This is a genomic window from Nigerium sp., from assembly GCF_039811905.1.
Classification (GTDB): domain Bacteria; phylum Actinomycetota; class Actinomycetes; order Propionibacteriales; family Propionibacteriaceae; genus Propioniciclava.
The window spans coordinates 1-25,191 of the sequence record NZ_JBDHZL010000034.1; the positions used below are offsets into that span (position 1 = coordinate 1).

The window sequence follows — 25,191 nt, forward strand, 5'->3', positions numbered from 1 at the left end:
CTCCGCGGCGCCTCCGCAGGACGCCTCCGCGCCGACACCTCCGACCGGACGCCTCAGGCCTTGGCCCAGAGGGCGTCCACTCCGTCGGGCGTGAGGCCGGGCAGCCCCAGCCGGAACTCCTCGCGGAGCACGGACCCGAACTCCTCCGGCGTCTTGATCGGCTGGACGCGGCGGCGTCCGGAACCGAGACGAATCAGCGTCCGCCCCATCAGGATCGACACCTGGTCGTGCCGACGGATGCCGGCCGACAGGCTCTTCACGTACGGGGAGTCGGGGCTCGTCGTGTCGTGCACGTACACGTCGTGCCAGGCCGACAGCGGGCTCGGCTCGTCGGAGACCTCGATGGCCCGCACCGACATCATCTTCGGGTCGTGGGTGAAGATCCAGGCGCCGCCGCCCGGCGACGGGGCGAGCGCGTAGCGGAACGGACCCTGCTCGATCGGCCCCTCGGCCAGCGGCACGGGCAGTTCGAGGGCGCTGCCGAGGCCCGGGTCCGCGTAATACCGGACGCCGTCGACGACCACCTGCACCGTGATGTGCGCGTGCCAGGGCCCGCCGGGCGCGCGGTCGAACGGACGTTGCACCCGGGCCCCGTGCAACTCGACCTCGAAGCCGAGCTGCTCCAGCAGCCACGCGAACCCGCCCGTCAACTGGATGCAGCCGCCCCCCTCCCCCGCGACGAGGGCCTCGGCGAACGCCTCGGCGTCCAGCTCGGGGACGCGGCCGCGGCTGATCCAGATGGTGTCGTGCGCGAACCGGTGCACGTGCGCCGCGTGCAGCGCGGCCAGGCCGGCGGCGTCCGCGGCGGGGCGCTCGAGGCCGAGCTCCGCCAGGTAGCGGTCGACGAGGGCGGTCATGAGGTGAGCCTTCCGAGTGAGGCGGCGAACAGCAGCAGCATGGATTCGGCCTCCGAGACGCGGCCGGCCCGCCGGCAGGCGTCCAGGCGCGCGGAGACCGCGGCGACGTCGAGGATGTCGTCGGGGCAGGCGCGCACGGCGGCGGCCAGGCCGTCGGCGGCCGTCTCCGAGCGCATGATGAGGGCGGCGTCCAGGCGGAACGCCGACTTGTCGAAGTCGAACCCGGCCATCGCCGGCACCTCGCGCGCGAGACGCGCGAGCACGGTGCGGACGGGCAACTTCCCTTGTGAGAGCGACACCATGCGCTCGGCGGGCCGCGTGAGCGCCCAGTGCGCCACGGGCGCCGACAGGTACGGCGGCCGCTGCTCGACGCTCTCGGGCATCCACGCGTGATCGCCCTGGACGGTGAGCAGGTAGGAGTCCAGCAGGTGGCGCAGGTCGTCGCGACGGCGCGTCTCGATGCCGGACGCCCCGGACGCCTTCGCCGCCCCGTTCGCGGCCTCCGCCTCGGCGCGGCGGGCCTCGACGGCCTCCAACACCGCGGGCCGCAGGAAGCCGAGCAGCGGCGTGATCACGTGGTGCCGGCCCAGTGGCCCCGAGTCGGACGCCACCTGCGTCCGCCAGTACGCCGCGTGCCAGGCGGGCCCGCCGCCGGTCATCTCCGCGCTGCCGAACTCGCCCCACGGCAGCCGCGCCGGGTCGCCGAAGACGCCCGCCCGCGCGGCCTGCACGCGCGCGGAGTCGTAGCCGCAGAACAACTCGTCGGCGCCCTCGCCCGACAGCACGCACCGGATCCCCCGGCTGTGCACGAACCGCGCGAGCAGCGTCATGCCCACCGGGCCCAGCCGCACCAGCGGCGTCCGGCGGGTGTCGACGAAGTCGAAGAAGCCCTCGAGCAGGTCGTCGGGCGTGATCTCGACGTGGCGGTGCTCCAGGCCGACCGCCCGGGCGATCTCGAGCTGCCGCTCCCCGGCGACGGGGTCGAGCGACGTCACGATGCCGAAGCTGCGCCGCACGCCCTCGCGCGCGGCAAGCGCTCCGATGATCGTGGAGTCGACGCCGCCGCTCAACGCGACGGTGACCTCGTGGGTCGAGCGCGTCCGCAGGCGGACGGCCTCCCGCAGCAGATCGAGCAGCTCGTCCGCGTCCGCCTCCGGGGACGCCTCGGCCGGGCCGCTCGGCCGCCACTCGGACGCCCACGACACGGCCTCCCCGAGGACGCCTCCGCGCACCTCGGCGGCCGTCCCCGGCCGCACCTGGCCGACGCCCGCCCACGGGGACGCCGGCGACGGGACGCCCCAGTCACACAGCACGCCCGCCAGCCCGGCCGCGCCGAACGTCGCCGTCGCGGCGGCGTCCAGCCCGTCGAGCACCATCGGATCGGACGCGACGAGCACCTCGCCCGCCAACGCCCGCACGTACAGCGGAGCGATGCCGAACCGGTCGCGGAACACGACCGCGCGCCCGTCCGCCGGGTCGATCGCGATACCGGCGAACTGACCGTCGATCGCGTCGAGGAAGGCCGGCCCGCGGGTGAGCACCCCGCGCGTCAGCACCTCGATCTCGGACGCCCCCGGCAGCCCGAGCCGCGCCTGCAGCTCGGGCAGGTTGTAGAGCTCCCCGTTGAAGACGCCCACCGCGTCGGGCGCGACGAACGGCTGCTCGGCCGAACCCTCGTCCCACAACGCCAGTCGCGACGCCCACACGTGGAAGCCCGGGCCGCGCCGGTCGTCGATCGTGTCCGGCCCGCGTCCGCGCAGCGCCTCGCGCAGGCGTCCGCCGCCGCGCGGCGGGACGGAGGCGTCCACCCCGAAGAGGGACGCCGCGATGCCACACATACCCCGCGCCGGCGGCTAGAGCCGCTCGTAGAGGGCGCGGATCGTGCCGAGGTTGGCGAAGTCGTCCGCGGACGCCGTCGTCAGGGCGTCCTCACTGCCGGTGATTTCGGAGAGCATCTCCAAGATGACGACGATCGACAGCGAGTCGAGCAGGCCGTCGGCCGCCAGGTCCTCGCTCGCCCGGATCTGGTCGGCCGGGTGCGCGTAGAACACCTGATCGAGCAATTGCTGCTCGACCTCGGTCCAGGGTGCACGGTCGTTGGTCATCAGGCGGTCTCCTCGGTGTCGTTGATGAAAGCTCGGGTGTTGATGTAGGTCACGGTCGTGCGCAGCGACCGGCGCAGGTTGGCCAGGGACGCCTCCGTCCAGCCCGGCGCGTCGGCCGCGATCGCGGACAGTTCGTCGTCGTCGCCCTCGATGAGGCGGCGCTGCACGGCGGCCGGCAGGACGTAGTAGTAGGCGGTCTGCGGCTGCACGAGCGCGAACGTGTCGGTCGTCGGCGGCCGCTCGATGATGAGCTGCGGCACGCCCAACTCGGCGGCCAGCTCGTAGACCTTCGGCTTCGGCAGGTCGCCGATGGCGTAGAGGTCGGCGGCGTCGTCGCCGTACTTCACGACGAAGCCGGTCTCGATCTCGTCGCCGTTGGACGCCCCCACGACCGCCCAGCCGCGCGCCTCGGCCTCGCCGTAGGCGAACGTCATGCGGGTGCGCTGCTTGCGGTTCTGGTAGGCCATGAGCTTCAGCAGGTCGTGGGCCTTGAGCACCTTGCGGCGGCTCGCCTCCTCGTGCCTGCGGCCCACGGCGAGGTGGTACACCTGGCTGCCCAGCCGCGCGGAGATGTCGCCGGCCAGGTCGAGCGAGTAGGCGTCCAGGTTCGGGTCGTAGTCGGGGAAGTAGCCGCGCACGATCTCGGCCACCTCGGACACAGGCTGCTGCGCCTCGATCGCCGCGGTGATCGGCTTCTCGACGAACTGGACGCCCGCCGCCTCGGCGACCGCCTCCGCGCACGCGCGGGTCTCGGGCCCGGTCGCGGCGTCCGGGAGGAAGAGGGAGAGCACGTTCTCGGGGCCGAGCGCCCGGGCGGCGAGCATGAGCGTCACGGCGGAGTCGATGCCGCCGGAGGTCTGCACGACGGCCCCGTGGCGGGCCAGCCGGCGACGGACGGTGTCGGCGATCCAGTCGATTCGTTCTTGGATGGTGGGCATATCACTTTCCTGCTTCGCTGATGGTGATTCGGTCAACAAGTTTGACGTCCAAGAGGGCCACGAGCGGGCCCCACTCGTCGCGCAGCGCCCGGCGGACGTCCGCCGCGGTGAAGGACGCCCCCGGCGCGGGCACCAGTTCGACGACCGGGACGTCGTCGCCGGAGACGCGCGCCTTCCGCTTGGTGACGCGCAGGCCGGCCAGCGGCAGGGCCGCCTCCAGGCTGCGGGACAGGTCGCCCAGCAGCACCTTCGTGCCGGCGACGTTCGCGAGATCCTCCCGGCGGCCCGTGTGGACGTAGCGGCCCTGCTCGTCGAGGGCCGCGTAGTCGCCGGTGGCGACCACGGCGTCCGGGGCCGGGCCCGGCAGGACGGCGTCGTAGGGCGCCGGGATCGTCCAGCTCATCGCGTGGGGCGTGTTCACGAGCAGTTGGGTGCGCCCGGACGCCTCCGCGTCGTCGAGCCGGAACTCCACGTCGCCGATCGGCTGGCCCAGCGTCCCGGGGACGAACTCGGCGAGCGGACCGTCCCACAACGCCAGACGTGGCCCCAACTCGGCCTGGCCGTACATGGCCGTCAGCCGCAGCTCCGGGTAGCGCCGCAGCAGCGACTCGACCGTCGGCCCCGACACCCGGCCGCCCGCCGTGATGACGCGTTCCAGCGGCAGGGCGTCCTCGATGGACGCCAGCAGGCTCGCCTGCTGCGGCAGCAGATACAGGGTCAACGGTTCGTCGGTGCCGGCGTAGGCGGCCGCCAGTTCGGCCGCGTCGTCGGTGAACGAGATCGGGACGCCGGACAGCTCGTGGCTGTTCAGGATGCTCAGCCCGTAGGCGAAGTTGGGCGGCGTCAGCGAGGCATAGCGGTGCGAGGCGTCCAGCCCCAGCGAGGACGCGATCAGCCGCGCGTGCGCCCGGACCGTCGCCCCCCGGTACACCACGCACTTCGGCAGGCCGGTGCTCCCCGACGAGTGGTACCCGACGACCCCCGCCTCGTCGTCCCCGGTGCGGTGCGACGGCGCGGCCCCCGGGCCGGGGGGCACCTCACCCGGCTCGACGGTCTCGAGGAGGTCGGCGACGTCGGTGACCGTCAGGACGCCCGGCGCCAGACCGGCGACCAACCCGACGGTCTTCTCCAGACCCGGGTAGCCGGCGCGCGGCCGCACCAGCACGGACTCCCCCGCGCGGACGGCGCTCAGGTACGCGGCCATCCCCCGCGGCGGCGCGACGGACGAGCCGCCGGCCAGCACGCTGACCATGTGCGTGGACACTCCATGATCCTTTCGACGGTGAGTACAAATACGTACGAAAGGACTCGAAAAAGACTAACGAACCCCTTGGGCGACTTTACCGTGCCATTCTGAGAGAATCCTTAATCCGGCAATTTCCCTCGTCAGCGCTGCATTTGTCACCCGGCCAGGTGACAAATGCAAAAATGCCGGCCCCCAGGGGGGCCGGCACCTTCGCTGCGATTCGGACGCCTCAGGCGCCGGTCACCGCGACCTTGATGTGCGCGACGACACCGTCGGTGAGCTTGATGCCCACCGTGTGGCTGCCGGTCGTGCGGATCGGCTTGTCGATCGACACCGAACGCTTGTCGATCGCCGGTCCCTGCGCGGTGCGCACGGCGGCCACCACGTCGGCCGGCGTGACGGCGCCGAACAGCTTGCCGTTGTCGCCGGCGCGCGCCGGCAGCGTGACCTCGAGCTGCTCGAGCTGCTCACGCACCTGCTTGGCGTGCTCGGCGTCGCGGATCGAGCGGGCGTCACGCGCCCGCTGGATGCCCTCGATCTGCTTCTCGGCGCCCCGCGACCACGCGATCGCGTAGCCCCGCGGCAGCAGGAAGTTGCGGCCGTAGCCGGGCTTCACATCGACGATGTCGCCGGCCACGCCGAGGTGCTCGACGGGAGCGGTCAGAATGAGCTTCATGCCGTCCTCTCCTCTCAGCGGGCGGTCGACGCGTACGGCAGCAGAGCCAGCTCGCGCGCGTTCTTGATGGCGATCGCGACCTTGCGCTGCTCCTGCACGGAGAGGCCGGTCACGCGGCGGGCGCGGATCTTGCCGCGCTCGGAGATGAACTTCCGCAGGGTCGCGGTGTCCTTGTAATCAATGGTGCCGACGTGAATGGACTTCGCCGGCGCGATCTTCTTCTTGTTCACAGGCTTACGCTGTGGGGCCATTGTGGTGCTCTCTTTCTCATCGAGCCCGGCTAACGCCGGAATGACATTTCAGTGGGAGACGAAAACCCCGGATCAGAACGGGGGTTCGTCACTTTGCGCGGACGCCCACGGGTCGGCTCCGCCGCCGGAGGAACGGTTGTCGGCGTTTCCGCCGCCACCGTAACCGCCACCGGCATTGCCGCCGCCGTAACCGCCACCGGACGACTGCTGGCCGCCGCCCCAATTACCGCCGCCGGACGACTGCTGAGAGCCGCCGTAGCCGCCACCGCCGCCGCCCGGCGCATTGCGCTGGACCTTCGCGGAGGCGTACCGCAGCGAGGGGCCGATCTCATCGACCTCGATCTCGAACACCGTGCGCCGCTCACCCTCACGGGTCTCGTAGGAGCGGCTGCGAAGCCGGCCCTGCACGATGACGCGCATGCCCTTGGTGAGGGTCTCGGCCGCGTTCTCCGCGGCCTGTCGCCACACCGAGCAGTTGATGAACATCGCGTCCCCGTCCTTCCATTCGCCGGTCTGGCGATCGAAGGTGCGGGGCGTGGACGCGACCGTGAAGTTCGCGACCGGGGCCCCCGACGGGGTGAAGCGCAGTTCAGGGTCGGCCGTCAGGTTGCCGACGAGGGTGATGATGGTTTCGCCTGCCATGGCATTCTCCGTTGATCGAACGACTTGTATCGGGCTCAGGCGTGGATGTCGGGCCGGATGACCTTCGTGCGCATGATCTGCTCGTTCAGGGTGTACTGACGGTCCAGCTCCTGAACGACAGCGGGCTCGGCGGTGACGTCGAGGACCGCATAGATGCCTTCGGACTTCTTCTGGATGTCGTACGCGAGCCGGCGACGGCCCCACACGTCCAGATTCTCCACGGTTCCGCCGGACGACTTGAAAGCCTCGAGCGGCTTTTCGATGAGTCCGTTGACCTGGCGATCATCGACGTCGGGATTGACGATGATCATGATCTCGTACTGACGCATAACGCGAACTCCACCTCCTCTGGTCTGAGCGGCCATGGGTATCTCCCATGGCAGGAGGGCGTGATGCCTGGCGCACCCCTCGGGCGCACCAAGGACGAACTCTACCCGCTCGGCGTCCGGTCGGGCGAATCCACCCGGACGCCGCGTCGCGAACCTAGGACGCGTTCGCCCGCTTCAGCGCGGCCGCCTTGGCGTACATGTCGTCGATGAGGTCCTTGAACCGCTTCTCGACCTCCCGCCGGCGGATCTTCAGCGTCGGCGTCAGCAGCCCGTTGTCGAGCGTGAAGTCCTCCAGCAGGACGCGCAGGTCGCGGATCTGCTCGTGGTGGGCCAGCCGTTCCGTGAGGACGCCGACCCGGCGCTGCAACTCCTCGACGATCTTGGGGTTGTCGCGCAACTCCTTGCGGTCGTGCCACGCGATCTGAAGCTGCTTGGCCAGATCCTCCAACTGCGGCATCGACGGCGACACGAGCAGCGTCAGGAACGGGCGGTTGTTGCCCAGGATCACCGCGTGCTCGAACAGCGGGTCGGCCAGCAGAATGCCCTCGATCGGCGCCGGCGCGATGTTCTTGCCGTTGCTGGTGACGATGAGGTCCTTGATCCGATCGGTGATGACCAAGAACCCGTCGGGGTCGATGTAGCCCACGTCGCCGGTGTGCAGCCAGCCGTCGGCGTCCACGCTCTCGGCGGTCAGCTCGGGCTGGCCGAAGTAGCCAGCCATCACGTTCGGCCCGCGGTAGAGCACCTCGCCGCCGTCGCCGACCGTCAGTTCGCCGCCGGCGACGACGCGGCCGCACGTGCCGAAGCGGAAGGCGTCCGGCGCGTTGAAGCTCACCAACGGGGACGCCTCGGTCAGGCCGTAGCCCTGACACACGAGCATGCCGCAGGCCGCGAAGAACTCCTCGATCTCGGGGCGCAGCGGGGCTCCGCCGCACGCCATGACGGCCTTCGGGCCGCCCATGGCGTCCCTGATCGAGGAGAGAACCAGCTTGTCGGCGACCGGGAGCTGCGCCCGCCACAGCAGCGACGGACGCCGCCCCGCCCGGTAGGCGTGCTGGCAGCGCGCGCCGACGGTGAGCGCCCAGCCGAAGATCCGCTTCTTCACGCGCGACGTGGCGACCTTGCCGCGCGCCGCCGCCATCACCTTCTCGTAGAGCCGCGGCACGCTCACCATGAGGGTCGGCTTGGCGAGCACCAGCATCTCGGCGACCTGCGCCGCGTTGGGCACGTACGTGTTCATGCAGCCGTGGCTGAGGACGAAGAACGTCCACGCCCGCTCCAGCGCGTGGCTGAGCGGGAGGAAGCACAGCGAGTGGTCGTCGGGACTGACCGTGAAGAACTGGTCGAGCGAGTCGAACTCGAACGTGAAGCCGCGGTGGGTCAGCATCGCCCCCCGCGGATCGCCGGTGGTGCCGGAGGTGTAGATCAGCGACGCGATCTCGTCGGCGGACGCCTCGGCCAGCCGGGCGTCCACGGCCTCGGACCCCTCGGCCACCGGCTCCGCGAGGAGGGCCCGCAGCGCGACGATCGGGCGGTCCTGCGTGCCCGTCCCCGGAGCGGCCGGGCCGCCCGAGCCCTCGGCGGCGTCCGGCTCGAGCGTCACGATGGCGCGCAGCTCGGGCAGGTCGTCCCACACGGACGCCACCCGCCCCACTTCGGATGCCCCCTCCGCGAGGAGGAGCACCGCCCCCGAGTCGGCAAGGATGTGGCGCACCTGATCGGGCGTGCTCGTGGGGTAGATCGGGACGACGACGCCGCGGATCATCAGGATCGCCAAGTCGGCCACCGTCCACTCGGGCCGGTTGGTCGAGAAGAGCGCGACCCGGTCGCCCGGACGGACGCCGTGATCGATGAGGTGCGCCGCCAGCCCGCGCGCGTCGGAGGCGAGGTCGCCGAACGTGCGCGTCACCCACGCATCCCCCCGCCGCACCCGGGTCGCCGGGCGGTGCGCGCAGCGATCGGCCGTCTCCAACAATCGGACCGCAATGTGTGCCTGGTCCATGCGCGCCCCCCTCCACCTCGAATCGTCGATGACCAGGACGAAAAATAGTCGACCAGGGGGCCCTCTGTCGCCTGGCAGGCGAGATCGCGCATCCGTCCGGACGTGCGCCCAGGCGCGCACGGCGTCCTCTTACACTGTGGCCATGCCAGGTTTGACGGACTTGCACGAGATCCTCGGCTCGCTGAGGCCGACGCTGCGCCCGGAGCGGTTCGTGGTCGTCACGTCGCCCGAGCCGCTCGGGGTCGTCGAGCAGGCCCGCATCATGGAGGAGGAGGGCGCGACCCTCGTCCTGAGACAGGACGACGCCGACGCCGCGGGCCTCGAGTACGAGGGCGTCTTCGGCTGGATCACCCTGCAGATCCACACCTCGCTGAACTCGGTCGGCGTGACCGCGGTCGTCGCGCAGGCCCTCGCCCGCGTCGGCCTGTCGTGCAACGTGCTGGCCGGCTTCTACCACGACCACCTGCTCGTGCCGATCGAAGACGTGGACGCCGCCGTCGAGGTGCTCGGCGGTCTGGTGTGACCGGCCCCGTGGTCCTGGGGGCCCACGTCGACCAGGCGGACGTGGTCGCCGAGGCGCAGGCACGCAGCATGCCCGTCGCGCAGATCTTCCTGGGCAGCCCGCAGAGCTACCGGGGCCCGGCGCTCACCTATCCCGGCGGCATCCCGCAGTTGAAGGCGGACGCGGCGGCGGCCGGCGTCGGGCTGTACGTCCACGCGCCCTACATCGTGAACGTCGCGACGGCGAACAACCGCGTCAGAATCCCGAGCCGCAAGCTGTTGCAGCAGCACGTCGCCGCGGCGGCGGAGCTCGGCGCCCTCGGAGTGATCGTTCACGGCGGCCAGATGGGCAAGGGCGGCGACCTCGAGACCGGCTTCGACAACTGGCGCAAGGCCGTCGACGGGCTGGAGGCGGGCGTCCCCGTCCTCATCGAGAACACCGCGGGCGGCGACGGCGCGCCCGCGCGCTCGCTGGAGAACCTCGCGCGGCTGTGGGACGCGGTGCAGTCGGCGTCCGGGGCCGACAGCATCGGCTTCTGCCTGGACACCTGCCACGCGCACGCCGCCGGCATCCCGCTGCCGGGGCTCGCCGACGCGGTGCGCGCGATCACCGGACGCATCGACCTCGTCCATCTCAACGATTCCCGGGACGCCGCCGGCTCCGGCGCCGACCGGCACGAGAGCCTCGGCCGCGGCCAGTGCGACCCGGACGCCCTGGCCGCGGTGGTCCGGGACGCCGGAGCCCCCGTCGTGCTGGAGACCCCCGGGGATGCCGCGGCCCACCTGCGGGATCGCCAGTGGCTGCTCGAAAGGCTCGATTCACCGGTAGCCTGACCTTCGTGACCCGGAGCATTTTCGTAGCTGCCCCTGAGGGGCAAACTGGCAAGTCGGTCGTAGCACTGGGGCTGATCGACGCCCTGACCCGCGAGGTCGGCAGCGTCGGCGTCTTCAGGCCGATCGTCAAGAACACCAACAAGCACGACGAGATCCTGGAGAACCTGGTCGCTCAGCCGGGCGTCCAGCTCGCGTACGACGAAGCGGTCGGCGTGACCTACTCCGAGATCCGGTCCGATCCCGACGAGGCGATGGCGACCATCGTGACCAAGTTCGGCGCGATGGCCGAGCGCTTCGAGGCGGTCGTCGTCCTCGGCTCCGACTACACCGACGTGGCGAGCAACACCGAGCTGGCCTTCAACGCGAAGGTCGCGGCCAACCTCGGCGCGTCGGTCGTGCTCGCGGTCTCGGCTCGCGGCCGGGCACCGGAGGAGGTGCGCGCGATCGCCGAGGGCGCGATCGCCGAGTTCATCCGCGCCCACAACAAGGTCGTCGCCGTGATCGTCACCCGGGTCGCCGACGACCCCGACTCGATCAAGGCGTTCGAGTGGGCCCTGTCGACGATCCCCGACATCATCACGTTCGCCATGCCGGCCCATCCGCTCCTCGCCGCCCCGACCATCGGGGCGCAGCTCGAGGCGGCCCAGGCGAAGCTCCTCGCCGGTCCTCACGACCGGCTCGATCTGGAGAGCCAGGGCGTCCTCGTCGCGGGCATGACGCTGCCGAACGTGCTGCCGCGCCTGTTCGCCGACGCGATGGTGCTGCTGCCCGGCGACCGCTTCGAGATGATCCCCGGCATCCTGCTGGCCCACGTCTCGGGCTCGTTCCCGCAGCTCGCGGGGCTGCTGCTCGTCGGCGGGTACGAGGTCCCGCCGGTCATCCGGCAGCTGATCGAGACCGTGCCGCACAAGCTGCCGATCGCGTCCACCGACCTCGGCACCTACACGACCGCGCAGAAGCTGTTCCATCTCGAGGGCACGATGACGAGCTCGCCGCGCAAGGTGGAGATCGGACGCCGCGTGTTCAGCGAGCACGTGGACGCCCGGCGCATCCTCGACGCGATCGACGTGGCCCCGTCCAAGATCCGCACGCCGCTGATGTTCGAGTACCAGCTGAACGAGATGGCCCGCAGCAACAAGCGGCGGATCGTCCTGCCCGAGAGCGGCGACGACCGCATCCTCGAGGCGGCGTCCATCGTGCTGCGCCGCGGCACGGCGGAGATCACGCTGCTGGGCAACCCCACCGAGGTCAAGGGGCGCGCGACGCAACTCGGCTTCTCGCTGGAGGGCGCCGAGATCATCGACATGACCGATCCGGAGCTCGTCGAGAAGTTCTCGGCGGAATACGCCAAGCTGCGCTCCAAGAAGGGCGTCACGATCGAGCAGGCGAAGCAGCGCATGACCGACCCGAGCTACTTCGGGACGATGATGGTGCACTTCGGCATGGCCGACGGCATGGTGTCGGGCGCGGTGAACACGACGGCGAACACGATCCGTCCCTCGCTGGAGTTCATCAAGACGAAGCCGGGCGTGAAGGTCGTCTCGTCGTCGTTCCTGATGTGCATGGAGAACCGGGTCGACGTCTACGGCGACTGCGCCGTGAACCCCGACCCGAACGAAGAGCAGCTCGCCGACATCGCGATCAGCTCGGCAGAGACGGCCGCCGCGTTCGGCATCGAGCCGCGCGTGGCGATGCTGTCGTACTCCACAGGCGAGTCGGGCAAGGGTGCCGATGTCGACAAGGTGCGGGCCGCCACCGAGATCGTCAAGGAGCGGGCGCCGGAACTGAAGGTCGAGGGTCCGATCCAGTTCGACGCGGCCGTCGACCCGACGGTGGGCAACAAGAAGATGCCGGGCTCGGAGGTGGCCGGTCAGGCGACCGTGTTCATCTTCCCCGACCTCAACACGGGCAACAACACCTACAAGGCCGTCCAGCGTTCCGCCGGGGCGCTCGCGGTCGGCCCGGTGCTGCAGGGCCTCAACAAGCCGGTGAACGACCTGTCCCGCGGGGCGCTGGTCGACGATATCGTCAACACCATCGCCATCACCGCCATCCAGGCTCAGCAGTAGTCCGACAAGGAGAAACGACGCATGAGCACACCGATCCTGCTGCTGAACTGCGGGTCGTCGTCCATCAAGTACCAGGTCATCGACGCCGAGAGCGAGCAGGTGATGGCCAAGGGCCTCATCGAGCGCATCGGCAGCGACGACGGGCACATCGAGCACGAGGTCGACGGCACCGAGCACGAGAAGACGCTCCCGCTGCCGGACCACACCGTGTCGCTGCGCGAGATGGTCGCCATGTTCGACGAGTTCGGGCCCGACCTCTCGGCCGTCACCGCCGTGGGCCACCGCGCCGTGCACGGTGGCGACCAGTTGACCTCGACGACGCTCATCGACGACTCGGTCGTCGACACGCTGGTCGAGCTCTCGCCGCTCGCCCCGCTGCACAACCCGCCGGGCGTCGCGGGCATCAAGGCGGCGCGCGAGGCGCTGCCCGACGTGCCGCACGTGGCGGTCTTCGACACGGCGTTCTTCTCGTCGCTGCCGCCCGAGTCGTACACCTACGCCCTGCCGGTGGACGTGGCGAAGAAGTACAAGATCCGTCGGTACGGGTTCCACGGAACCTCGCACCACTACGTGTCGGAGACGGCGGCGAATTTCCTCGGGAAGCCGTACTCCGAGGTCAACCAGATCGTCGCCCACCTCGGCAACGGGGCGTCCATCTCGGGCATTCGCGCCGGCAAGGCGATCGACACGTCCATGGGCATGACGCCGCTGGAGGGGCTCGTGATGGGCACCCGCACCGGCGACATCGATCCGGGGCTCGTGTTCTACCTCGCCCGCGAGGCCGGCATGTCGATCGACGAGATCGACACGCTGCTGAACAAGAAGTCGGGCATGCTCGGCCTGGCCGGGTTCAGCGACATGCGCGACGTCGAGGCGAAGATGGAGGCAGGCGACGAGCGCGCAGGGGTCGCCTGGAGCGTCTACATCCACCGGCTCGTGTTCTACATCGGCGCCTACTTCACGCTGCTGGGCGGCGCGGACGTGATCTCCTTCACCGCGGGCGTCGGCGAGAACGCCTCGCTGGTGCGGCGCGACGTCTGCAACCGCCTCAAGGTGCTCGGGGTCGAGATCGACGACGAGGCCAACGATGTGCGCTCCAAGGAGCCGCGGGTCATCTCCACTCCCGACTCGAAGGTGACGGTGCTCGTCATCCCGACGAACGAGGAGTTGCAGATGGCGCGCGAGGTGCTGGACGTCGTCCGGCGCTGACAGCCCACCGATGACCAAGGTCGTCCTGACCGGCTTCGGCCCCTTCGGCTCGGTCGCGGTCAATCCTGCCCATGCCGGCGTCCTCGACGCCGGCATGGCGCTGTACACAGACGACGGCGTCCAACTGGTCGTGGAGATCCTGCCCGTCGAGTTCGACCGGGCCCGCGAGCGCGTGCGCGCGCTCGCGGCGTCCGTCGAGCCCGACGTGTGGGTCTCCTTCGGCGTGGCCGAGGAGCGCTCCGTGGTGACGCCCGAGCGGGTTGCGCACAACGAGATCGACGCGCGGATTCCCGACAACGCGGGCGCCCGGCCCGTCGGCGTCCCGGTGGACGCCGACGGCCCGGCGACGCTTCAGGCGACGCTGCCGACCGAGGCGATCCTGACGGCGCTGGCGGAGTCGGGGGTGGCCGCGGAGGCGTCCGATTCGGCGGGCCGCTACGTGTGCAACGCCGTGCTGTACACGGCGCTGCGCGCGCTGGAGGGGTCGGGGGCGCGGGTCGGGTTCGTCCACCTGCCGCCGGGGCTCCCCGAGCCGAACGAGGTCGTGAAGACCGTCGTACGGGCGGTCGTGGCGGCCGGGAGGAATCCCGAGGCGTAGGCGTCGCGGGTGCTCGGCGGTAGTGTGAACGCCGTGGCTACAGCATTGGTGACGGGCGGAACCTCGGGCATCGGCGCCGCGTTCGTCCGGGCGCTGGCGGCGCGCGGCGACGACGTCGTGATCGTCGCGCGCGACACGGCTCGTATGGAGGCCACGGCCGCGGAGTTGTCGGCGAAGCACGGCGTCCGGGTCGAGGCCCTGACCGCCGATCTGGCGAAGAAGGCCGACGTCGACCGGGTGGCCGCGCGCCTGGAGAGCCAGGACGCGCCGATCGAGCTGCTCATCAACAACGCGGGCTTCGGGCTGCATTCGACCTTGTTGGACGCCGATTACTCCGAGCACGAGCGCGCTCTCGACGTCATGGGGCTGGCGGTGCTGGTGCTCGGCGGGGCGGCCGGCCGGGCGATGAAGGCGCGCGGGCACGGGCGCATCATCAACGTGTCGTCGATCTCGGCGTTCATCGCCCAGGGCGGCTACTCGCCGGTCAAGGCCTACTCGAAGGTCTACTCCGAGGGGCTGGCGAACGAGCTGCACGGCAGCGGGGTCACCGTGACCGCGCTGTGCCCCGGTTGGGTGGCGACCGAGTTCCACGAGCGGGCGGAGATCAAGACGTCGGCGATCCCGTCGTGGCTGTGGGTGGACGCCGACCGGCTCGCCGCGTTGGCGCTCGCCGACGCCGACAAGGGGAAGGTCGTGTCCATCCCGACGCCGCTGTGGAAGGCGGGGGCGCTGGGCCTGACGCTCGCGCCGCGTCCGGTGGTGCGCTGGGTGTCGCGCGTCCTGACCAGGAGCCGGGCGTGACCGTGCGTGGCGCGGGCACCCTCGGGCAGAATGAAGCGTCTGTGACAAGGAGCGTGGAGTGAGCGACGACGATCTCGGCCGGTACTCGGCGCCGGTCCAGGGCTTCGGCCGGATGCTGGCGCAGCACCTCGTCATGAAGCCGTACATCTGGTCGGCGCTGACGGTGCACATCCATGGCCGGCGCAACCTGACCGCCGTGAAGGCGCCCTTCATCGCCATCGCGAACCATTCCTCGCATCTCGACACGACCCTGATCTACGGCGCGCTGCCCCGCCGGCTGTCGAAGAACCTCGCGGCCGGCGCCGCGGCCGATTACTTCTTCACCAAGAAGGTGAAGTCGATGGGCACGCGGCTGTTCTTCAACGCCTACCCGATCGACCGCGGCGGCATGCGCGCGCGGGCGCACCGGGGCATGTCGGGCCGGCTGCTCGACGACGGCGTCCCGCTGCTGATCTTCCCCGAGGGCACCCGCAGCCGTACCGGCGCGATGGCGCGGTTCACCGCCGGCGTGGCGGGGCTGTCGATCAGCCACGACGTGCAGGTGCTCCCGATCGCGCTCGTGGGCGCGTACGCCGCGATGCCGTCGACGGCGTCGGTGCCCGTGCCGGGGCGTCCGGATGTGCATATCGTCTTCGGCAACCCCATGCGGCCCCAGCCGGGCGAGATCGCCCGGCAATTCTCCGGACGCCTCCAGCGGTACGTCACGGAACTGCACGACACCACCGCCCGGGCCTACGGCATGCCGACCCAGGCCGACTTCGCCCGCGCCGTCGCGCTGCGGGCAGCGGCGCGGCGCTCGGCCCAGCAGCTCGAACCGCCCGCCGACAAGGACGGATCGGGCAAGCCCTGACCCAGCGGGGGTCGGTCGACCCCTGGCGCCCGCTGGCCGGATCAGTCCGCCGCTTCGGCCCGCCGACTCAGCCCGCCTCGGCCAGCCTGGACGCCGGCACGGTCCGCGACCGGGCGATCGCCAGCCAGCTCGCCAGCAGCGCGACCGCTCCCCAGCCCAGCAAGGCCAGCAGCGCGAGGGCGGGCGAGTGGCCCGTCGCGATCTCGCGGACGGCGTCCAGGGCCGGCGCGACGGGAGACAGCGGGCGCAGCGCGACGAGCCAACCGGGGGCCGCCGCGCTCAGCGCCGGGACCAGGCCGAGCAGCAGCAACGCTAGGGAGGCGAGGCGTCCCCAGGTGCCCCACCACGCGACGAGCGCGTGGTTGGCGACCGCGAACACGACGCCCGCCAGCACGAGCACCCCCGCGATGGCGGCGCTCGTCGCGAACGGCAGCCGCAGGGCGACCTGGCCGATCACCGCCAGCAGCAGCCCCTGCGCGCCCACGATCGCCATGCCGGGCAGCAGAGCCCAGCCCACGAGCCGGGAGGTCGGCGCGCCGCTGTAGGCGTTCTCCTCGTCGACCGGCTTGAGGACGCCGAACGTCGCCGCCGCCCCCAGCCACAGGGCGAGCACGAGCAGCAGCGAGGCAAGAGCGAGGCGGGGCGTCACGAGGGCGTCCAGGCCGGTGCGCGAGATCGGCTGCGCGACGACCCTCGCCAGGTTCTCGCGTTCGGCCTTGTCGTAGCTCGGGATCTGCTTGGCGCCGCTGGCGACGCCGTCCGCCAGTTTGCCCGCGCCGGAGGCGAGCCGGTCGGCGCCCTTCGCGGCGTCCCCCAGGCCGTTGGCGAGGGCGCCCGCCCCGTCGGCGCTCTGCCGGATGCCCCCGGAGACCTTCGCGACGCCCGCCGCGTACTGGTCGAGGCCCGAGGAGAGCTGCGCGGCGCCGTCCGCGAGGCGTCCGACGCCGGTCGAGAGGGCTCCCAGGCCGTCGACGAGCTTGCGGACACCGTCCGCGAGGCGACGTGCGCCCGAGCCGAGGGCGTCCGCCCCGGCGGCGAGCCGGTCGGCGCCGGAGGCGAGCTGGTCCGCCCCGGCGGCCAGCTTCCCGGCCCCCTGGTCGAGCTGCGTGCCGCCCGAGACGAGCTGGTCGCCGCCCGCCCGGAGCTGCTTCAGCGAGCCCAGCAGTTGGCTCTGCGACGGCCCGCCCTGCAGCTGCTTCTCGATGGCGAGGTAGCGATCCCGGTAGTCGGGAGCGTTCTTGGCGAAGGCCGCCGATGCCCGCTGGGCCTGCTCGATGGCGGCGACGAGCTGGTCGGCGTCCGTCCCGACGGCCTCGCCCTTGGCGACGAGGGCGTCGGCCTGCTTGCTCAGCCCGGACGCCCCGCCGAGCGCCTCCTGCCCGGCCGCCTTGACGCCGGCGGCGAACGCCGCGCAGCCGCCCTGGACGTCCTGGAGCGAGACCGGGCACGCGACCCCGCTCCCGGACGCCAACTGGCGCACCTCGGCGGCGTGCGCGTCCGCCCGCGTCGACAGCGTCGACGCCCCCGCGGAAAGCTGCTGGCTACTGCGAATGAGCTCCTTGAGGCGCGGCGCGATGGCCTGCACCTGACGGTCGATCGACGTGGCGATGTCCGGCAGCCGCAGCGCCCACTCGTGCAGCTGGGGCAGGATCGACGACAGATCCGGCAGGCTCTCCACGGCCGAGATGATCGGGTCGAGAAGCTGGTTCACCCCACCCACATACGTCGCGACGCCGTCGGTGTACCGGTCGACGCCAGCGCCGTACTCCCGCACCCCGGACACATACTGCCGGACGCCCCCGGCGTACGCCTTCAGGCCGCCGGCCACCTGCCCGACGCCGTCCGCGAGCTGGTTCGCGCCGGAGGAGAGCTGACCCAGCTGGCCGGGCATGGCGTCCGTGCCGGCCTTGAGTTGGGCGAGGCCGTCGGAGAGCTGGCGCGCGCCGGAGGTGAGGCGTCCGGAGTTCGCGACGAGCTGGTCGCTGCCGGACGCCAACTGCCCCAGCCCGTCGGCCAGCTTCGTCGACCCGGTGGCCGCCTGGCCGACCCCGTCGGAGAGCTTGGCCGAGCCGTCCGAGAGCTGGCGCGCCCCGTCGGCGATCGACACCATCTGCTCGCCCATCTTGTTGAAGCCAAGGTAGACGTTGTCGAGGTAGAGCCGGGTGATCTCGTCGTTGAGCGAGGAGGCGGCGGCGTCCGCGATGGACTGGCCGAGCGCGGTGTCGGCGATCCCGGCGACCGGGCTGGTCTCCACCTGGATGGTGGCCTGGTGGGCGTCCGCGGCCTTCTTGCTGGAGGAGGTCGCGGCCGCGGAGAAGTTCTTCGGGATCGTGACGACGGCCGCGTAGGTGCCCGTCGCGAGCCCGCTGCGAGCATGCGAGGCGTCCGCGAGCACCCAGGTGAAGTTCTGCTCGCGGTCGGAGTCGACGAGGGCGGCGGTGAGCTGGCGCCCGAGCGGGACGGTGCGCCCGTTGAGCGTGACGGCCTCGTCGAGGTTCACGACGGCGGCCTGCACGCGGCGGGCGCGCAGGTCGTAGTTCCAGGTGCCGGCGAGCAGCGCTCCGGCCGCCAGCAGCGGCACGAGGATGAGCGCGAGCAGCGTCGTCCAGCGCGGTCGGTTGGTCGTCATCGGGAGACTCCCCCCACGAGGGTCGGTTCTTCGGCCCCGAGCCGGACGACGGTCGTCCGGGCGGGGAGATCGAGTGATTCGGGGCGCGGGGCCGTCAGGACGACCACGTGGTCGTCCGGGGCGTCGAGCGCGTCGTCGAGCCAGTCGCGGGGGGCGCCGGCGAGCCGGTCCGCCCCGATCACCACGACGAGCCCGCGCGGCCGGGCGAGCCCGGCGTGCGTGGCCGGGCGGGCGGCGTCCACCAGGGTCGTCGCGGCCCGGACGAACCCGGCCTCCTCGGGCAACACGCGCCCGAGGACCTTCGCCTCGCCGGCGTCCGGACGCAGGCGTCCGGCGAGCGCCAGCGCCAGCGCCGTCGTGGACGCCTCGGGCCCGGTGAGCAGCGCGACGTCTCCGGGTTCGAGGTCGAGGCTCACCCCCGCGAACAGCGCGCGCCCGCGGGCGTGCGCGGCCAGCTCGGCCGCGTAGACCCCGGACGCCTCCGGCCGCGGCCAGTCGGCCAGGCTGAGCTGGTGGGCCAGAGCCTCGCCCTCGACGTCGAGCACGGGCATGCGCCGGTCAAGCCAGCCCGGCAGCCACCAGGCGCGGTCGCCGAGCATCGTCATGAGCGCCGGGCCGAGGGTCATCCGGACGGCGAACGCGTCGATCGCCACCCCGATGGCCAGGCCGAACGCGATCGGCTTGATCGAGCCCTCGCCGTGCGGGACGAAGAACGCGAACACGGCGAACATGATGATCGCCGCCGCGACGACGACCTTCGCGGAGTGGACGAACCCCTCGTGCACCCAGGTCGTCCGGTTGCCGTGGACGTACTCCTCCCGCATGCGGGAGGTGAGGAAGACCTCGTAGTCCATCGCCAGCCCGAACAGGATGCCCATGAGCACGATCGGCAGGAAGCTGATCACCGGGACGGGTTCAGGCAGGTTGATGAGCCGGCTGAACAGCCCCTCGTTGAACACGAGTTGGGTCGCGCCGAACGCCCCGCCGACGCTCAGCAGGTAGCCGAGCGCGGCCTTGACGGGCACCCACACCGACCTGAACACCATCGTCAGCAGCACGAGCGACAGCCCCACGACGAAGATGCCGAACGGCAGCAGCGCGCCGGCCAGCCGCGACGACACGTCGATCGCCACGGCCGTGAAGCCGGTGATCGCGACGTCGACGCCGTAGCGCTGCTTCCAGTCGGGCGCCTGGTCGCGCAGCCGGTGCACGAGGTCGGCCGTCGCCGGGTCGTCGGGCCCGGTCGTCGGGATGATCTGCACCATCGCCGTGTCGGCGTTCTGGTTCGGGGTCGACACGGCGACCAGCTGGACGCCGGGCATCTTCTCGATGTCGGCCTTCAGCCCGCGGGTGATCGAGAGCGGGTCGGTGGACTCGACGATCTCGGCCGTCGCGATCAGCGGCCCGTTGTAGCCGACGCCGAAGTGCTGGCTGATCAGGTCGAACGTCACGCGGTCGGCGGCCCCCGGCGTGGAACGCCCGGAGTTCGGCAGGGCCATCTCCAGGCCCTTCGCCGGGACGCTGAGGGCGGCCAGCCCGACCACGACGACGAGGGCGGTGACGATCGGGCGTCGGGTGATCACGCCGACCCACCAGGCCGACGGGTCCCAGCGCGGCTTGGCGCGGGCGCGGCGCGGCTTGGGGCGGAGCTTCTCCCCCACGAAGCCCAACAGGGCCGGCAGCAGGGTGAGGGCGAGCAGCACCTCGATCGCGACGGCGACGGCCGCGAACAGGCCCATCGTCGTGAGGAACGGGATGCCGGCGACGCCCAGCCCGGCCAGGGCGATGATGACGGTCAGACCGGCGAAGACGACGGCCGAGCCGGCGGTCGCGGTCGCCCGGGACGCCGACTCCTCGACCGCCATGCCCTGCGCGAGCTGGTCGCGGTGCCGGGACACGATGAACAGCGAGTAGTCGATGCCGACGGCGAGCGCGAGCATGAGGGCGAGGATCATCGTGGTCGAGTTGATCGGCGTCAGGCCGGCCGCGATGAAGATCAGCATGATGGCCAACCCCGCCCCGGCGAGGGCCGACACCACCGGCAGCACCGCGCCGCGGATCGACCCGAGCGTCAGGAACAGCACGACCGCGGCCACGCCCAGGCCGGCCATCTCGGTGGCCGACACCTTCGGGATGTTCACCGAGAACACCTCGCCGCCGAGGTGCACCTGCGAGCCGGGGATGCTCTGCTGGATGCGCTGGCCGGCCTCGACGAGGGCCGCGCGGTGGGCGTCCGAGAACTCGCCGGCCGTGCCCCGGACGCGGACACGCGCGTACGCGGCCGTCTTGTCGTCGCTCACCATGCCCGTGACGTACTTGTTGAACGGGGACTGGCTGCCCTTCACCCACGCGAAGCGGTCGATGTCACGCAGGCCGGCCTCGATCGAGCGCTTGATCGCGGGGTCGTCCACCGGACGCCCCGGCGGCGCGAGCACCAGCAGCGTCGCGGAGGCGTCCGCGGCCTCCGGGAAGGTCATCTTGAGTTGGTCGAGCGCCACCTGCGAGGACGCCCCCGGGATGCGAAATTCGTCGTCGAACGGCGCGCGCAGCGTCGCGGTGAGGACGCCGCACAGCGCGAGCAGCACGACCCAGGCGGCCACCACGCGCCACCGCGCGCGGAAGCAGGCCCTGGCCAGGCGGTAGAGCAGCGACGACACGGTCCCTCCCGATCACTTCGTTCGATACACGACTGTATCCGATACAGTGCTGTATCCAAACCGGGGTATGCTCGGTGAAACGAGGAGGGCGGGCATGTCATCGGAGATCAGCGCGCGGCGCTCGCAGACGCGCGACCGGCTGTGCGACGCCGCCGTCTCCGTGTTTGCGCGCCAGGGCGTCGGGGCGGCGTCCGTGGAAGAGCTGTGCGAGGCCGCCGGCTTCACGCGCGGGGCGTTCTACTCGAACTTTGCCTCCAAGGACGAGTTGTGCCTCGCCCTGCTCGACCGGCAGTGCGAACTGCAGTTGGCGGCCGCCCGGCACACGATCGCCACGCTGGAGATCTCGGCCGCCGCCGGCCCGGAGGCGATCGTCGACGCGCTCCCCCGCGCGGTCGACGTGTACCTGGCGTCGCAGCGGGCGTCGCGGGAGTGGATCCTGGCGGACGCCGAGATGCGGCTGTACGCGGCGCGGGACGCGTCTCTGCGGGAGTCCTATCGCGAGTTCGACAAGACGATGGCGCAGGTGTTCGGCACCCTCATCGAGGACGCCGCGGCGCGCTTCGGCCACGAGCTGACCCTCCCGGCGATTCAGGTGACCAACGTGGTGCACGCGGTGTACTCCGACCAGTGCATCCGGTCGCTGATCGACGACGCGCCCGAGAGCCACGCCGAGACGCGAGAGCTGCTGACGAGCGCGTTGCTCGGGTTCGTCCGGCCCGCGCGGGGGGCGGGGGACCCCGTCCCAGGCGAGCCCGAGCGGGGTTAGGCTCGCGGGCGTGTTCGCCCCCGCCCGGTTTCCTGCCATCCTCGCGTCGCTGCTGGTGGCGACCCTCGTCACCGCCTGTTCGTCCGCGTCCGGGGCGGCGCCCGCCCGCGTGACGCTCGCCCCCGCCACCGTCACCGAGTCCCCCGCCGCCACCCCCACGCCGACGTTCGTCCCGGACGCCGGGGCGGGACCGGCGGCGTCGTCGGCGTCGGCGTCACGGGGACGTTCGTCCGGACCGGCGGCGAGGGCCCCGGGGACGCCCGCGGCGTCCGGTGGGCCCGGGAGGGCGGCGTCCGGACTGCGCGGGAAGACGATCGTCGTGGACCCGGGCCACAACGGCGGCAACGCCGCGCACCCCGCGCAGATCAATCGGCTCGTGCCGGCCGGTGGAGGCCGCATGAAGGCGTGCAACACGACCGGCACCGCGTCGGCGTCCGGGTACACCGAGCACGCGCACAACTTCGACGTGGCGCAGCGGCTGGCGAAGATCCTGCGCGCGGAGGGGGCACGGGTCGTACTGACGCGCGACAACGACGCAGGCGTCGGGCCGTGCGTGGACCGGCGCGCGGCGATCGGCAACGAGGCGTCCGCGGACGCCGTGGTCTCCATCCACGCCGACGGCAACGAGTCGAGCAGCGCGCGGGGGTTCCACGTGATCGTGAGCTCGCAGATGACGGGCGGGGCGGCCGTGGAGGCGCGCTCTCGGGCCCTGGCGGCGGACGTCCGGGAGGGGTTCGCCGCGGCAACCGGCATGCCGAGGTCGACCTACACGGGCGGCGGCACCGGCATCAACGCGCGCACGGACATCGCCGGCATGAACCTCTCGACCAGGCCGGCGGTGATGGTCGAGTCGGGCAACATGCACCACCCCACGGACGCCGCCTGGCTCGCGTCGGCGTCCTATCGGCAAAAGGAGGCCCAGGGGCTCGCCGACGGGCTGGCGCGGTTCTTCGCCTAGCCAGGCAGCGTTTCCCCGCGTTCTGCCGGTGATGCCGGCCCACCCGGCCGATGGGCGGTCTGGTGCGGGCGTCCGGGCTACGCCGCCGCGTACTCCTCCACGACGACCCCCGACCGAAACGGACGCGCCCGCGTCAGCGCGAAGCGCCGAGCCTCGTAGGGAGCGTTCCCGAACAGCGGAACCCCAGAGCCGAACGCCACCGGGTTGCGCTTCAGGACGAGCCGGTCGATCTCGGGGAGGAGAGCGCCCGCCACCTGACCGCCGCCGCAGAGCCAGATGTCGAGGCCGCTTTCGCGCTTCAGGTTGCGGACCGTGGCCAGCGCGTCGTCCGTCAGGGAGATCGCCGGGTCGACCAGGCGGGGACGCCTGCTCGCGACCCACTGCCGCAGGTGCGGGTAGGGGCTGGCGATGCCGGCGCCCAGCGCCGGGAGGAGGGTGTTCCAGCCCATGATGACGGTGTCGAAGCGCGTTCCCGGCGGCGTGAGGCCGAGGGCGGTCAGCGCGTGGCCAGGGAGGGCGTCCGCGTACTCGTCGAGGACGACCGCGGCGTGATCCCCCTCGACGAGGAAGGCGTCGAAGCCTCCCGCCGGGTCGGCGATGAAGCCGTCGAGGCTGACGGCGACGTAATACACGAGCTGGCGCATGGGGACTCCAATCACGACGTCTGTCGTGGTTAAACTACGACAGACGTCGTACTTTCGCTAGGGTGGGTGCGTGGCCAGAAATGATGCGCGGCGCTCCGTGCTTGCGGACGCGGGAATCCGCGTGCTCGCCACCGAGGGCGCGCGCGGCCTCACCCACCGGGCCGTGGACGCCGCGAGCAGCCTGCCGCGCGGGACGGCGTCCAACTACTTCGCCACGCGCGACGACCTCATCGCCGCGCTCGTGGAGCGCATCGAGCAGCGACTCGCCCCCGACCTGGACGCCCCCCATCGACCCGCCGATCGGGCCCTGTTCGCGGAATACCTGCGCGACGTCGTCCGGCGGCTGCGGGCCGACCCCCACGTCGCGCTGGCCCTGTTCGAGTTGCGGCTGGAGGCGTCGCGGCGTCCGTCGGTCGCGGCGACCCTGGGGGCATGGCGTCGCCGCGCGTTCGAGGAGGATGTCTCCTTCAACGACCGCGCCGGCCTGCCGGGCGGACGCACCGACCTCCTGCTGTTCCACTACGCCATCGACGGGCTGATGCTCGATCACCTGACGGTGCCGCTCGACCCGGACGCCTCACTGGAGGACGCCGTGGACGACTTCGTCGATCGCCTCCTCCCCTGATCGAGGGCAGCATCTCCCGCGGGTCGTGCCGCCGAACCGGACCATCACCTGCGTAACCGACCCAGGTAGCGGGCGTGGGTGCGGGGGGTCTGGTGGGGGTCGACGTAGCGGGGTGGGATGACCTCGGCCGGCCCGGCGGTGGGCAGGCGGACGCTCCAGCGGTCGGCGTGGGGGTTGCGGGAGGGTTCGATGATGCCGTGGTGGTGGGGGCACAGCAGGACCAGGTTCGCCAGTTCGGTGTGGCCGTGTGCCCACCAGGGCAGGATGTGATGCGCCTCACAAGCACTCGGTGGCTTGTCACAGCCGGGGAACACACAGCCTTCGTCTCGAACATCGAGGGCCGCCCGGATATCGGGGGTGACCAGGCGTCTGGAGCGCCCCGCGTCCAGGATCACCGATCGTCCGTTCATCACGACGGGCAGCACCTCACAGTCACACAGGAGACGGCGCAGCTCGCCGGCCTCGACACGCTCACCGGTCGCCAGACAACGACCGACCAGCCCGAAGGTGATGGCGCGTTGACCGAGGCGTCCGCCGGAAAGCAGTGGCCCGCTGGAGGGGTTGGCGCTGATGTCATCGCGGCCGAGCCGTGCGGCGGCGTCGAGGAGGGTTTGGTAGTCGAGGGTGACGACCACGCGGGGCCGGTCGCCACGATGGTTCGGGGCGGTCCTGCCGTGTTGATGGGCGTGCAACAACGCGACCAGCGCGTCGGCCTTCCGCATACCCGGCGTCACGACCATGCCGTGCAGATCCCGCAGATCCTCACTCGTCTCGGCAGAATCTCGTGGCTGCCGTTTCGGGGGTGTCGTGTAGCTGTCGATCAGGGCGATGAATGCTTCGCCGTCCAGGGTGGGCAGGCTACCTCGGAACGACACGCGCCCTGACTCCCGAAAGAACGCCAGGTGCCGATTCTTGCGGGCGGCAGCCAACTCCCGCTCCAGCCGGGCAGCCTCATGCCCCTCAGCCACGTCGGGGGCCAGCACCTCCAGCAGATGCCCCGACAA

24 protein-coding genes are annotated in these 25,191 nt (G+C 71.5%); 10 read left to right on the top strand and 14 right to left on the bottom strand.

Features of this window, described 5'->3' with window-relative positions:
- Positions 1-53 precede the first annotated feature (53 nt).
- The 10 genes from WMJ97_RS07885 to WMJ97_RS07930 all read right to left on the bottom strand — a co-directional run bounded on the left by WMJ97_RS07885 (position 54) and on the right by WMJ97_RS07930 (position 9,046).
- On the bottom strand, positions 54-857 hold the full coding sequence (locus WMJ97_RS07885; RefSeq protein WP_347348434.1) for an arylamine N-acetyltransferase: 804 nt from the start codon (positions 855-857) through the stop codon (positions 54-56).
- The gene (locus tag WMJ97_RS07890) at positions 854-2,695 is read right to left on the bottom strand and encodes an asparagine synthase-related protein (RefSeq protein WP_347348435.1); all 1,842 of its coding nucleotides are present in this window, start codon (positions 2,693-2,695) and stop codon (positions 854-856) included. Before WMJ97_RS07890 ends, WMJ97_RS07885 begins: the two co-directional genes overlap by 4 nt.
- A 15-nt stretch (positions 2,696-2,710) precedes the next feature.
- Positions 2,711-2,962, bottom strand: a complete 252-nt coding sequence (locus WMJ97_RS07895) for a hypothetical protein (RefSeq protein WP_347348436.1) — start codon at positions 2,960-2,962, stop codon at positions 2,711-2,713.
- A complete protein-coding gene (gene nadE, locus WMJ97_RS07900) occupies positions 2,962-3,900 on the bottom strand; it encodes an NAD(+) synthase (protein WP_347348437.1) in 939 nt (312 codons plus the stop codon). Before nadE ends, WMJ97_RS07895 begins: the two co-directional genes overlap by 1 nt.
- A gap of 1 nt (position 3,901) precedes the next feature.
- Positions 3,902-5,164, bottom strand: coding sequence for an AMP-binding protein (locus WMJ97_RS07905; RefSeq protein ID WP_347348438.1), 1,263 nt, complete (start codon positions 5,162-5,164; stop codon positions 3,902-3,904).
- 211 nt (positions 5,165-5,375) lie between these two features.
- Complete coding sequence (rplI, locus tag WMJ97_RS07910; protein WP_347348439.1) at positions 5,376-5,822, bottom strand: 50S ribosomal protein L9; 447 nt, start codon at positions 5,820-5,822, stop codon at positions 5,376-5,378.
- A gap of 14 nt (positions 5,823-5,836) precedes the next feature.
- Complete coding sequence (gene rpsR, locus WMJ97_RS07915; protein WP_347348440.1) at positions 5,837-6,073, bottom strand: 30S ribosomal protein S18; 237 nt, start codon at positions 6,071-6,073, stop codon at positions 5,837-5,839.
- 72 nt (positions 6,074-6,145) lie between these two features.
- Positions 6,146-6,715: a single-stranded DNA-binding protein gene (locus tag WMJ97_RS07920; RefSeq protein WP_347348441.1), complete on the bottom strand. Its 570-nt coding sequence runs from the start codon at positions 6,713-6,715 to the stop codon at positions 6,146-6,148.
- Positions 6,716-6,750: 35 nt separating this feature from the next.
- Positions 6,751-7,044: a 30S ribosomal protein S6 gene (gene rpsF, locus WMJ97_RS07925; protein WP_347348442.1), complete on the bottom strand. Its 294-nt coding sequence runs from the start codon at positions 7,042-7,044 to the stop codon at positions 6,751-6,753.
- Between the two features lie 154 nt (positions 7,045-7,198).
- The gene (locus tag WMJ97_RS07930) at positions 7,199-9,046 is read right to left on the bottom strand and encodes a long-chain fatty acid--CoA ligase (RefSeq protein WP_347348443.1); all 1,848 of its coding nucleotides are present in this window, start codon (positions 9,044-9,046) and stop codon (positions 7,199-7,201) included.
- Between the two features lie 142 nt (positions 9,047-9,188).
- Between WMJ97_RS07930 and WMJ97_RS07935 the strand changes: the two genes are divergently transcribed.
- From WMJ97_RS07935 to WMJ97_RS07965, 7 genes are read left to right on the top strand one after another with little or no spacing between them, the layout of a single operon-like run.
- Positions 9,189-9,569 (top strand): ACT domain-containing protein, encoded by a 381-nt coding sequence (locus WMJ97_RS07935; RefSeq protein WP_347348444.1) that lies wholly within the window; start codon positions 9,189-9,191, stop codon positions 9,567-9,569.
- On the top strand, positions 9,566-10,381 hold the full coding sequence (locus WMJ97_RS07940) for a deoxyribonuclease IV (protein ID WP_347348445.1): 816 nt from the start codon (positions 9,566-9,568) through the stop codon (positions 10,379-10,381). Before WMJ97_RS07935 ends, WMJ97_RS07940 begins: the two co-directional genes overlap by 4 nt.
- Before the next feature lie 5 nt (positions 10,382-10,386).
- On the top strand, positions 10,387-12,450 hold the full coding sequence (gene pta, locus WMJ97_RS07945) for a phosphate acetyltransferase (protein WP_347348446.1): 2,064 nt from the start codon (positions 10,387-10,389) through the stop codon (positions 12,448-12,450).
- 21 nt (positions 12,451-12,471) lie between these two features.
- Positions 12,472-13,659 carry an acetate kinase gene (locus WMJ97_RS07950; protein WP_347348447.1) on the top strand — a complete coding sequence of 396 codons (1,188 nt, stop codon included), beginning with the start codon at positions 12,472-12,474 and terminating at the stop codon, positions 13,657-13,659.
- Positions 13,660-13,669: 10 nt separating this feature from the next.
- Positions 13,670-14,257 carry a pyroglutamyl-peptidase I gene (locus WMJ97_RS07955; RefSeq protein WP_347348448.1) on the top strand — a complete coding sequence of 196 codons (588 nt, stop codon included), beginning with the start codon at positions 13,670-13,672 and terminating at the stop codon, positions 14,255-14,257.
- A 33-nt stretch (positions 14,258-14,290) separates the two neighbouring features.
- Positions 14,291-15,058: an SDR family NAD(P)-dependent oxidoreductase gene (locus WMJ97_RS07960; RefSeq protein ID WP_347348449.1), complete on the top strand. Its 768-nt coding sequence runs from the start codon at positions 14,291-14,293 to the stop codon at positions 15,056-15,058.
- Between the two features lie 58 nt (positions 15,059-15,116).
- Positions 15,117-15,908: a lysophospholipid acyltransferase family protein gene (locus WMJ97_RS07965; protein WP_347348450.1), complete on the top strand. Its 792-nt coding sequence runs from the start codon at positions 15,117-15,119 to the stop codon at positions 15,906-15,908.
- Positions 15,909-15,975: 67 nt separating this feature from the next.
- On the opposite strand, the gene WMJ97_RS07970 is transcribed toward WMJ97_RS07965, so the two are convergent.
- Entirely contained in the window at positions 15,976-18,537 is a 2,562-nt protein-coding gene (locus WMJ97_RS07970; protein WP_347348451.1) for a YhgE/Pip domain-containing protein, read from the bottom strand.
- The gene (locus WMJ97_RS07975) at positions 18,534-21,194 is read right to left on the bottom strand and encodes an MMPL family transporter (protein ID WP_347348452.1); all 2,661 of its coding nucleotides are present in this window, start codon (positions 21,192-21,194) and stop codon (positions 18,534-18,536) included. Before WMJ97_RS07975 ends, WMJ97_RS07970 begins: the two co-directional genes overlap by 4 nt.
- Before the next feature lie 94 nt (positions 21,195-21,288).
- On the opposite strand from WMJ97_RS07975, the gene WMJ97_RS07980 reads away from it, so the two are divergent.
- Together WMJ97_RS07980 and WMJ97_RS07985 are read left to right on the top strand one after the other, a co-directional pair.
- A complete protein-coding gene (locus WMJ97_RS07980; protein ID WP_347348453.1) occupies positions 21,289-21,960 on the top strand; it encodes a TetR/AcrR family transcriptional regulator in 672 nt (223 codons plus the stop codon).
- A 10-nt stretch (positions 21,961-21,970) separates the two neighbouring features.
- On the top strand, positions 21,971-22,918 hold the full coding sequence (locus WMJ97_RS07985; protein WP_347348454.1) for an N-acetylmuramoyl-L-alanine amidase: 948 nt from the start codon (positions 21,971-21,973) through the stop codon (positions 22,916-22,918).
- Between the two features lie 77 nt (positions 22,919-22,995).
- Here WMJ97_RS07985 and WMJ97_RS07990 read toward each other — a convergent pair whose 3' ends face one another.
- Positions 22,996-23,562, bottom strand: coding sequence for a dihydrofolate reductase family protein (locus tag WMJ97_RS07990; RefSeq protein ID WP_347348455.1), 567 nt, complete (start codon positions 23,560-23,562; stop codon positions 22,996-22,998).
- Positions 23,563-23,632: 70 nt separating this feature from the next.
- Between WMJ97_RS07990 and WMJ97_RS07995 the strand changes: the two genes are divergently transcribed.
- On the top strand, positions 23,633-24,187 hold the full coding sequence (locus WMJ97_RS07995; protein ID WP_347348456.1) for a TetR/AcrR family transcriptional regulator: 555 nt from the start codon (positions 23,633-23,635) through the stop codon (positions 24,185-24,187).
- 44 nt (positions 24,188-24,231) lie between these two features.
- Here WMJ97_RS07995 and WMJ97_RS08000 read toward each other — a convergent pair.
- Positions 24,232-25,191: DUF222 domain-containing protein (locus WMJ97_RS08000; RefSeq protein WP_347348457.1), on the bottom strand; the 960-nt coding region annotated here is incomplete at its 5' end.

Bases quoted from the DNA above. Each gene is read 5' to 3' on its own strand.
- rpsF (WP_347348442.1), bottom strand. From the start codon at position 7,044: ATGCGTCAGTACGAGATCATGATCATCGTCAATCCCGACGTCGATGAT.
- WMJ97_RS07920 (WP_347348441.1), bottom strand. From the start codon at position 6,715: ATGGCAGGCGAAACCATCATCACCCTCGTCGGCAACCTGACGGCCGAC.
- WMJ97_RS07935 (WP_347348444.1), top strand. From the start codon at position 9,189: ATGCCAGGTTTGACGGACTTGCACGAGATCCTCGGCTCGCTGAGGCCG.
- WMJ97_RS07885 (WP_347348434.1), bottom strand. From the start codon at position 857: ATGACCGCCCTCGTCGACCGCTACCTGGCGGAGCTCGGCCTCGAGCGC.
- rplI (WP_347348439.1), bottom strand. From the start codon at position 5,822: ATGAAGCTCATTCTGACCGCTCCCGTCGAGCACCTCGGCGTGGCCGGC.
- WMJ97_RS07930 (WP_347348443.1), bottom strand. From the start codon at position 9,046: ATGGACCAGGCACACATTGCGGTCCGATTGTTGGAGACGGCCGATCGC.
- nadE (WP_347348437.1), bottom strand. From the start codon at position 3,900: ATGCCCACCATCCAAGAACGAATCGACTGGATCGCCGACACCGTCCGT.
- WMJ97_RS07895 (WP_347348436.1), bottom strand. From the start codon at position 2,962: ATGACCAACGACCGTGCACCCTGGACCGAGGTCGAGCAGCAATTGCTC.
- WMJ97_RS07970 (WP_347348451.1), bottom strand. From the start codon at position 18,537: ATGACGACCAACCGACCGCGCTGGACGACGCTGCTCGCGCTCATCCTC.
- WMJ97_RS07990 (WP_347348455.1), bottom strand. From the start codon at position 23,562: ATGCGCCAGCTCGTGTATTACGTCGCCGTCAGCCTCGACGGCTTCATC.
- WMJ97_RS07955 (WP_347348448.1), top strand. From the start codon at position 13,670: ATGACCAAGGTCGTCCTGACCGGCTTCGGCCCCTTCGGCTCGGTCGCG.
- WMJ97_RS07950 (WP_347348447.1), top strand. From the start codon at position 12,472: ATGAGCACACCGATCCTGCTGCTGAACTGCGGGTCGTCGTCCATCAAG.
- WMJ97_RS07980 (WP_347348453.1), top strand. From the start codon at position 21,289: ATGTCATCGGAGATCAGCGCGCGGCGCTCGCAGACGCGCGACCGGCTG.
- WMJ97_RS07890 (WP_347348435.1), bottom strand. From the start codon at position 2,695: ATGTGTGGCATCGCGGCGTCCCTCTTCGGGGTGGACGCCTCCGTCCCG.
- rpsR (WP_347348440.1), bottom strand. From the start codon at position 6,073: ATGGCCCCACAGCGTAAGCCTGTGAACAAGAAGAAGATCGCGCCGGCG.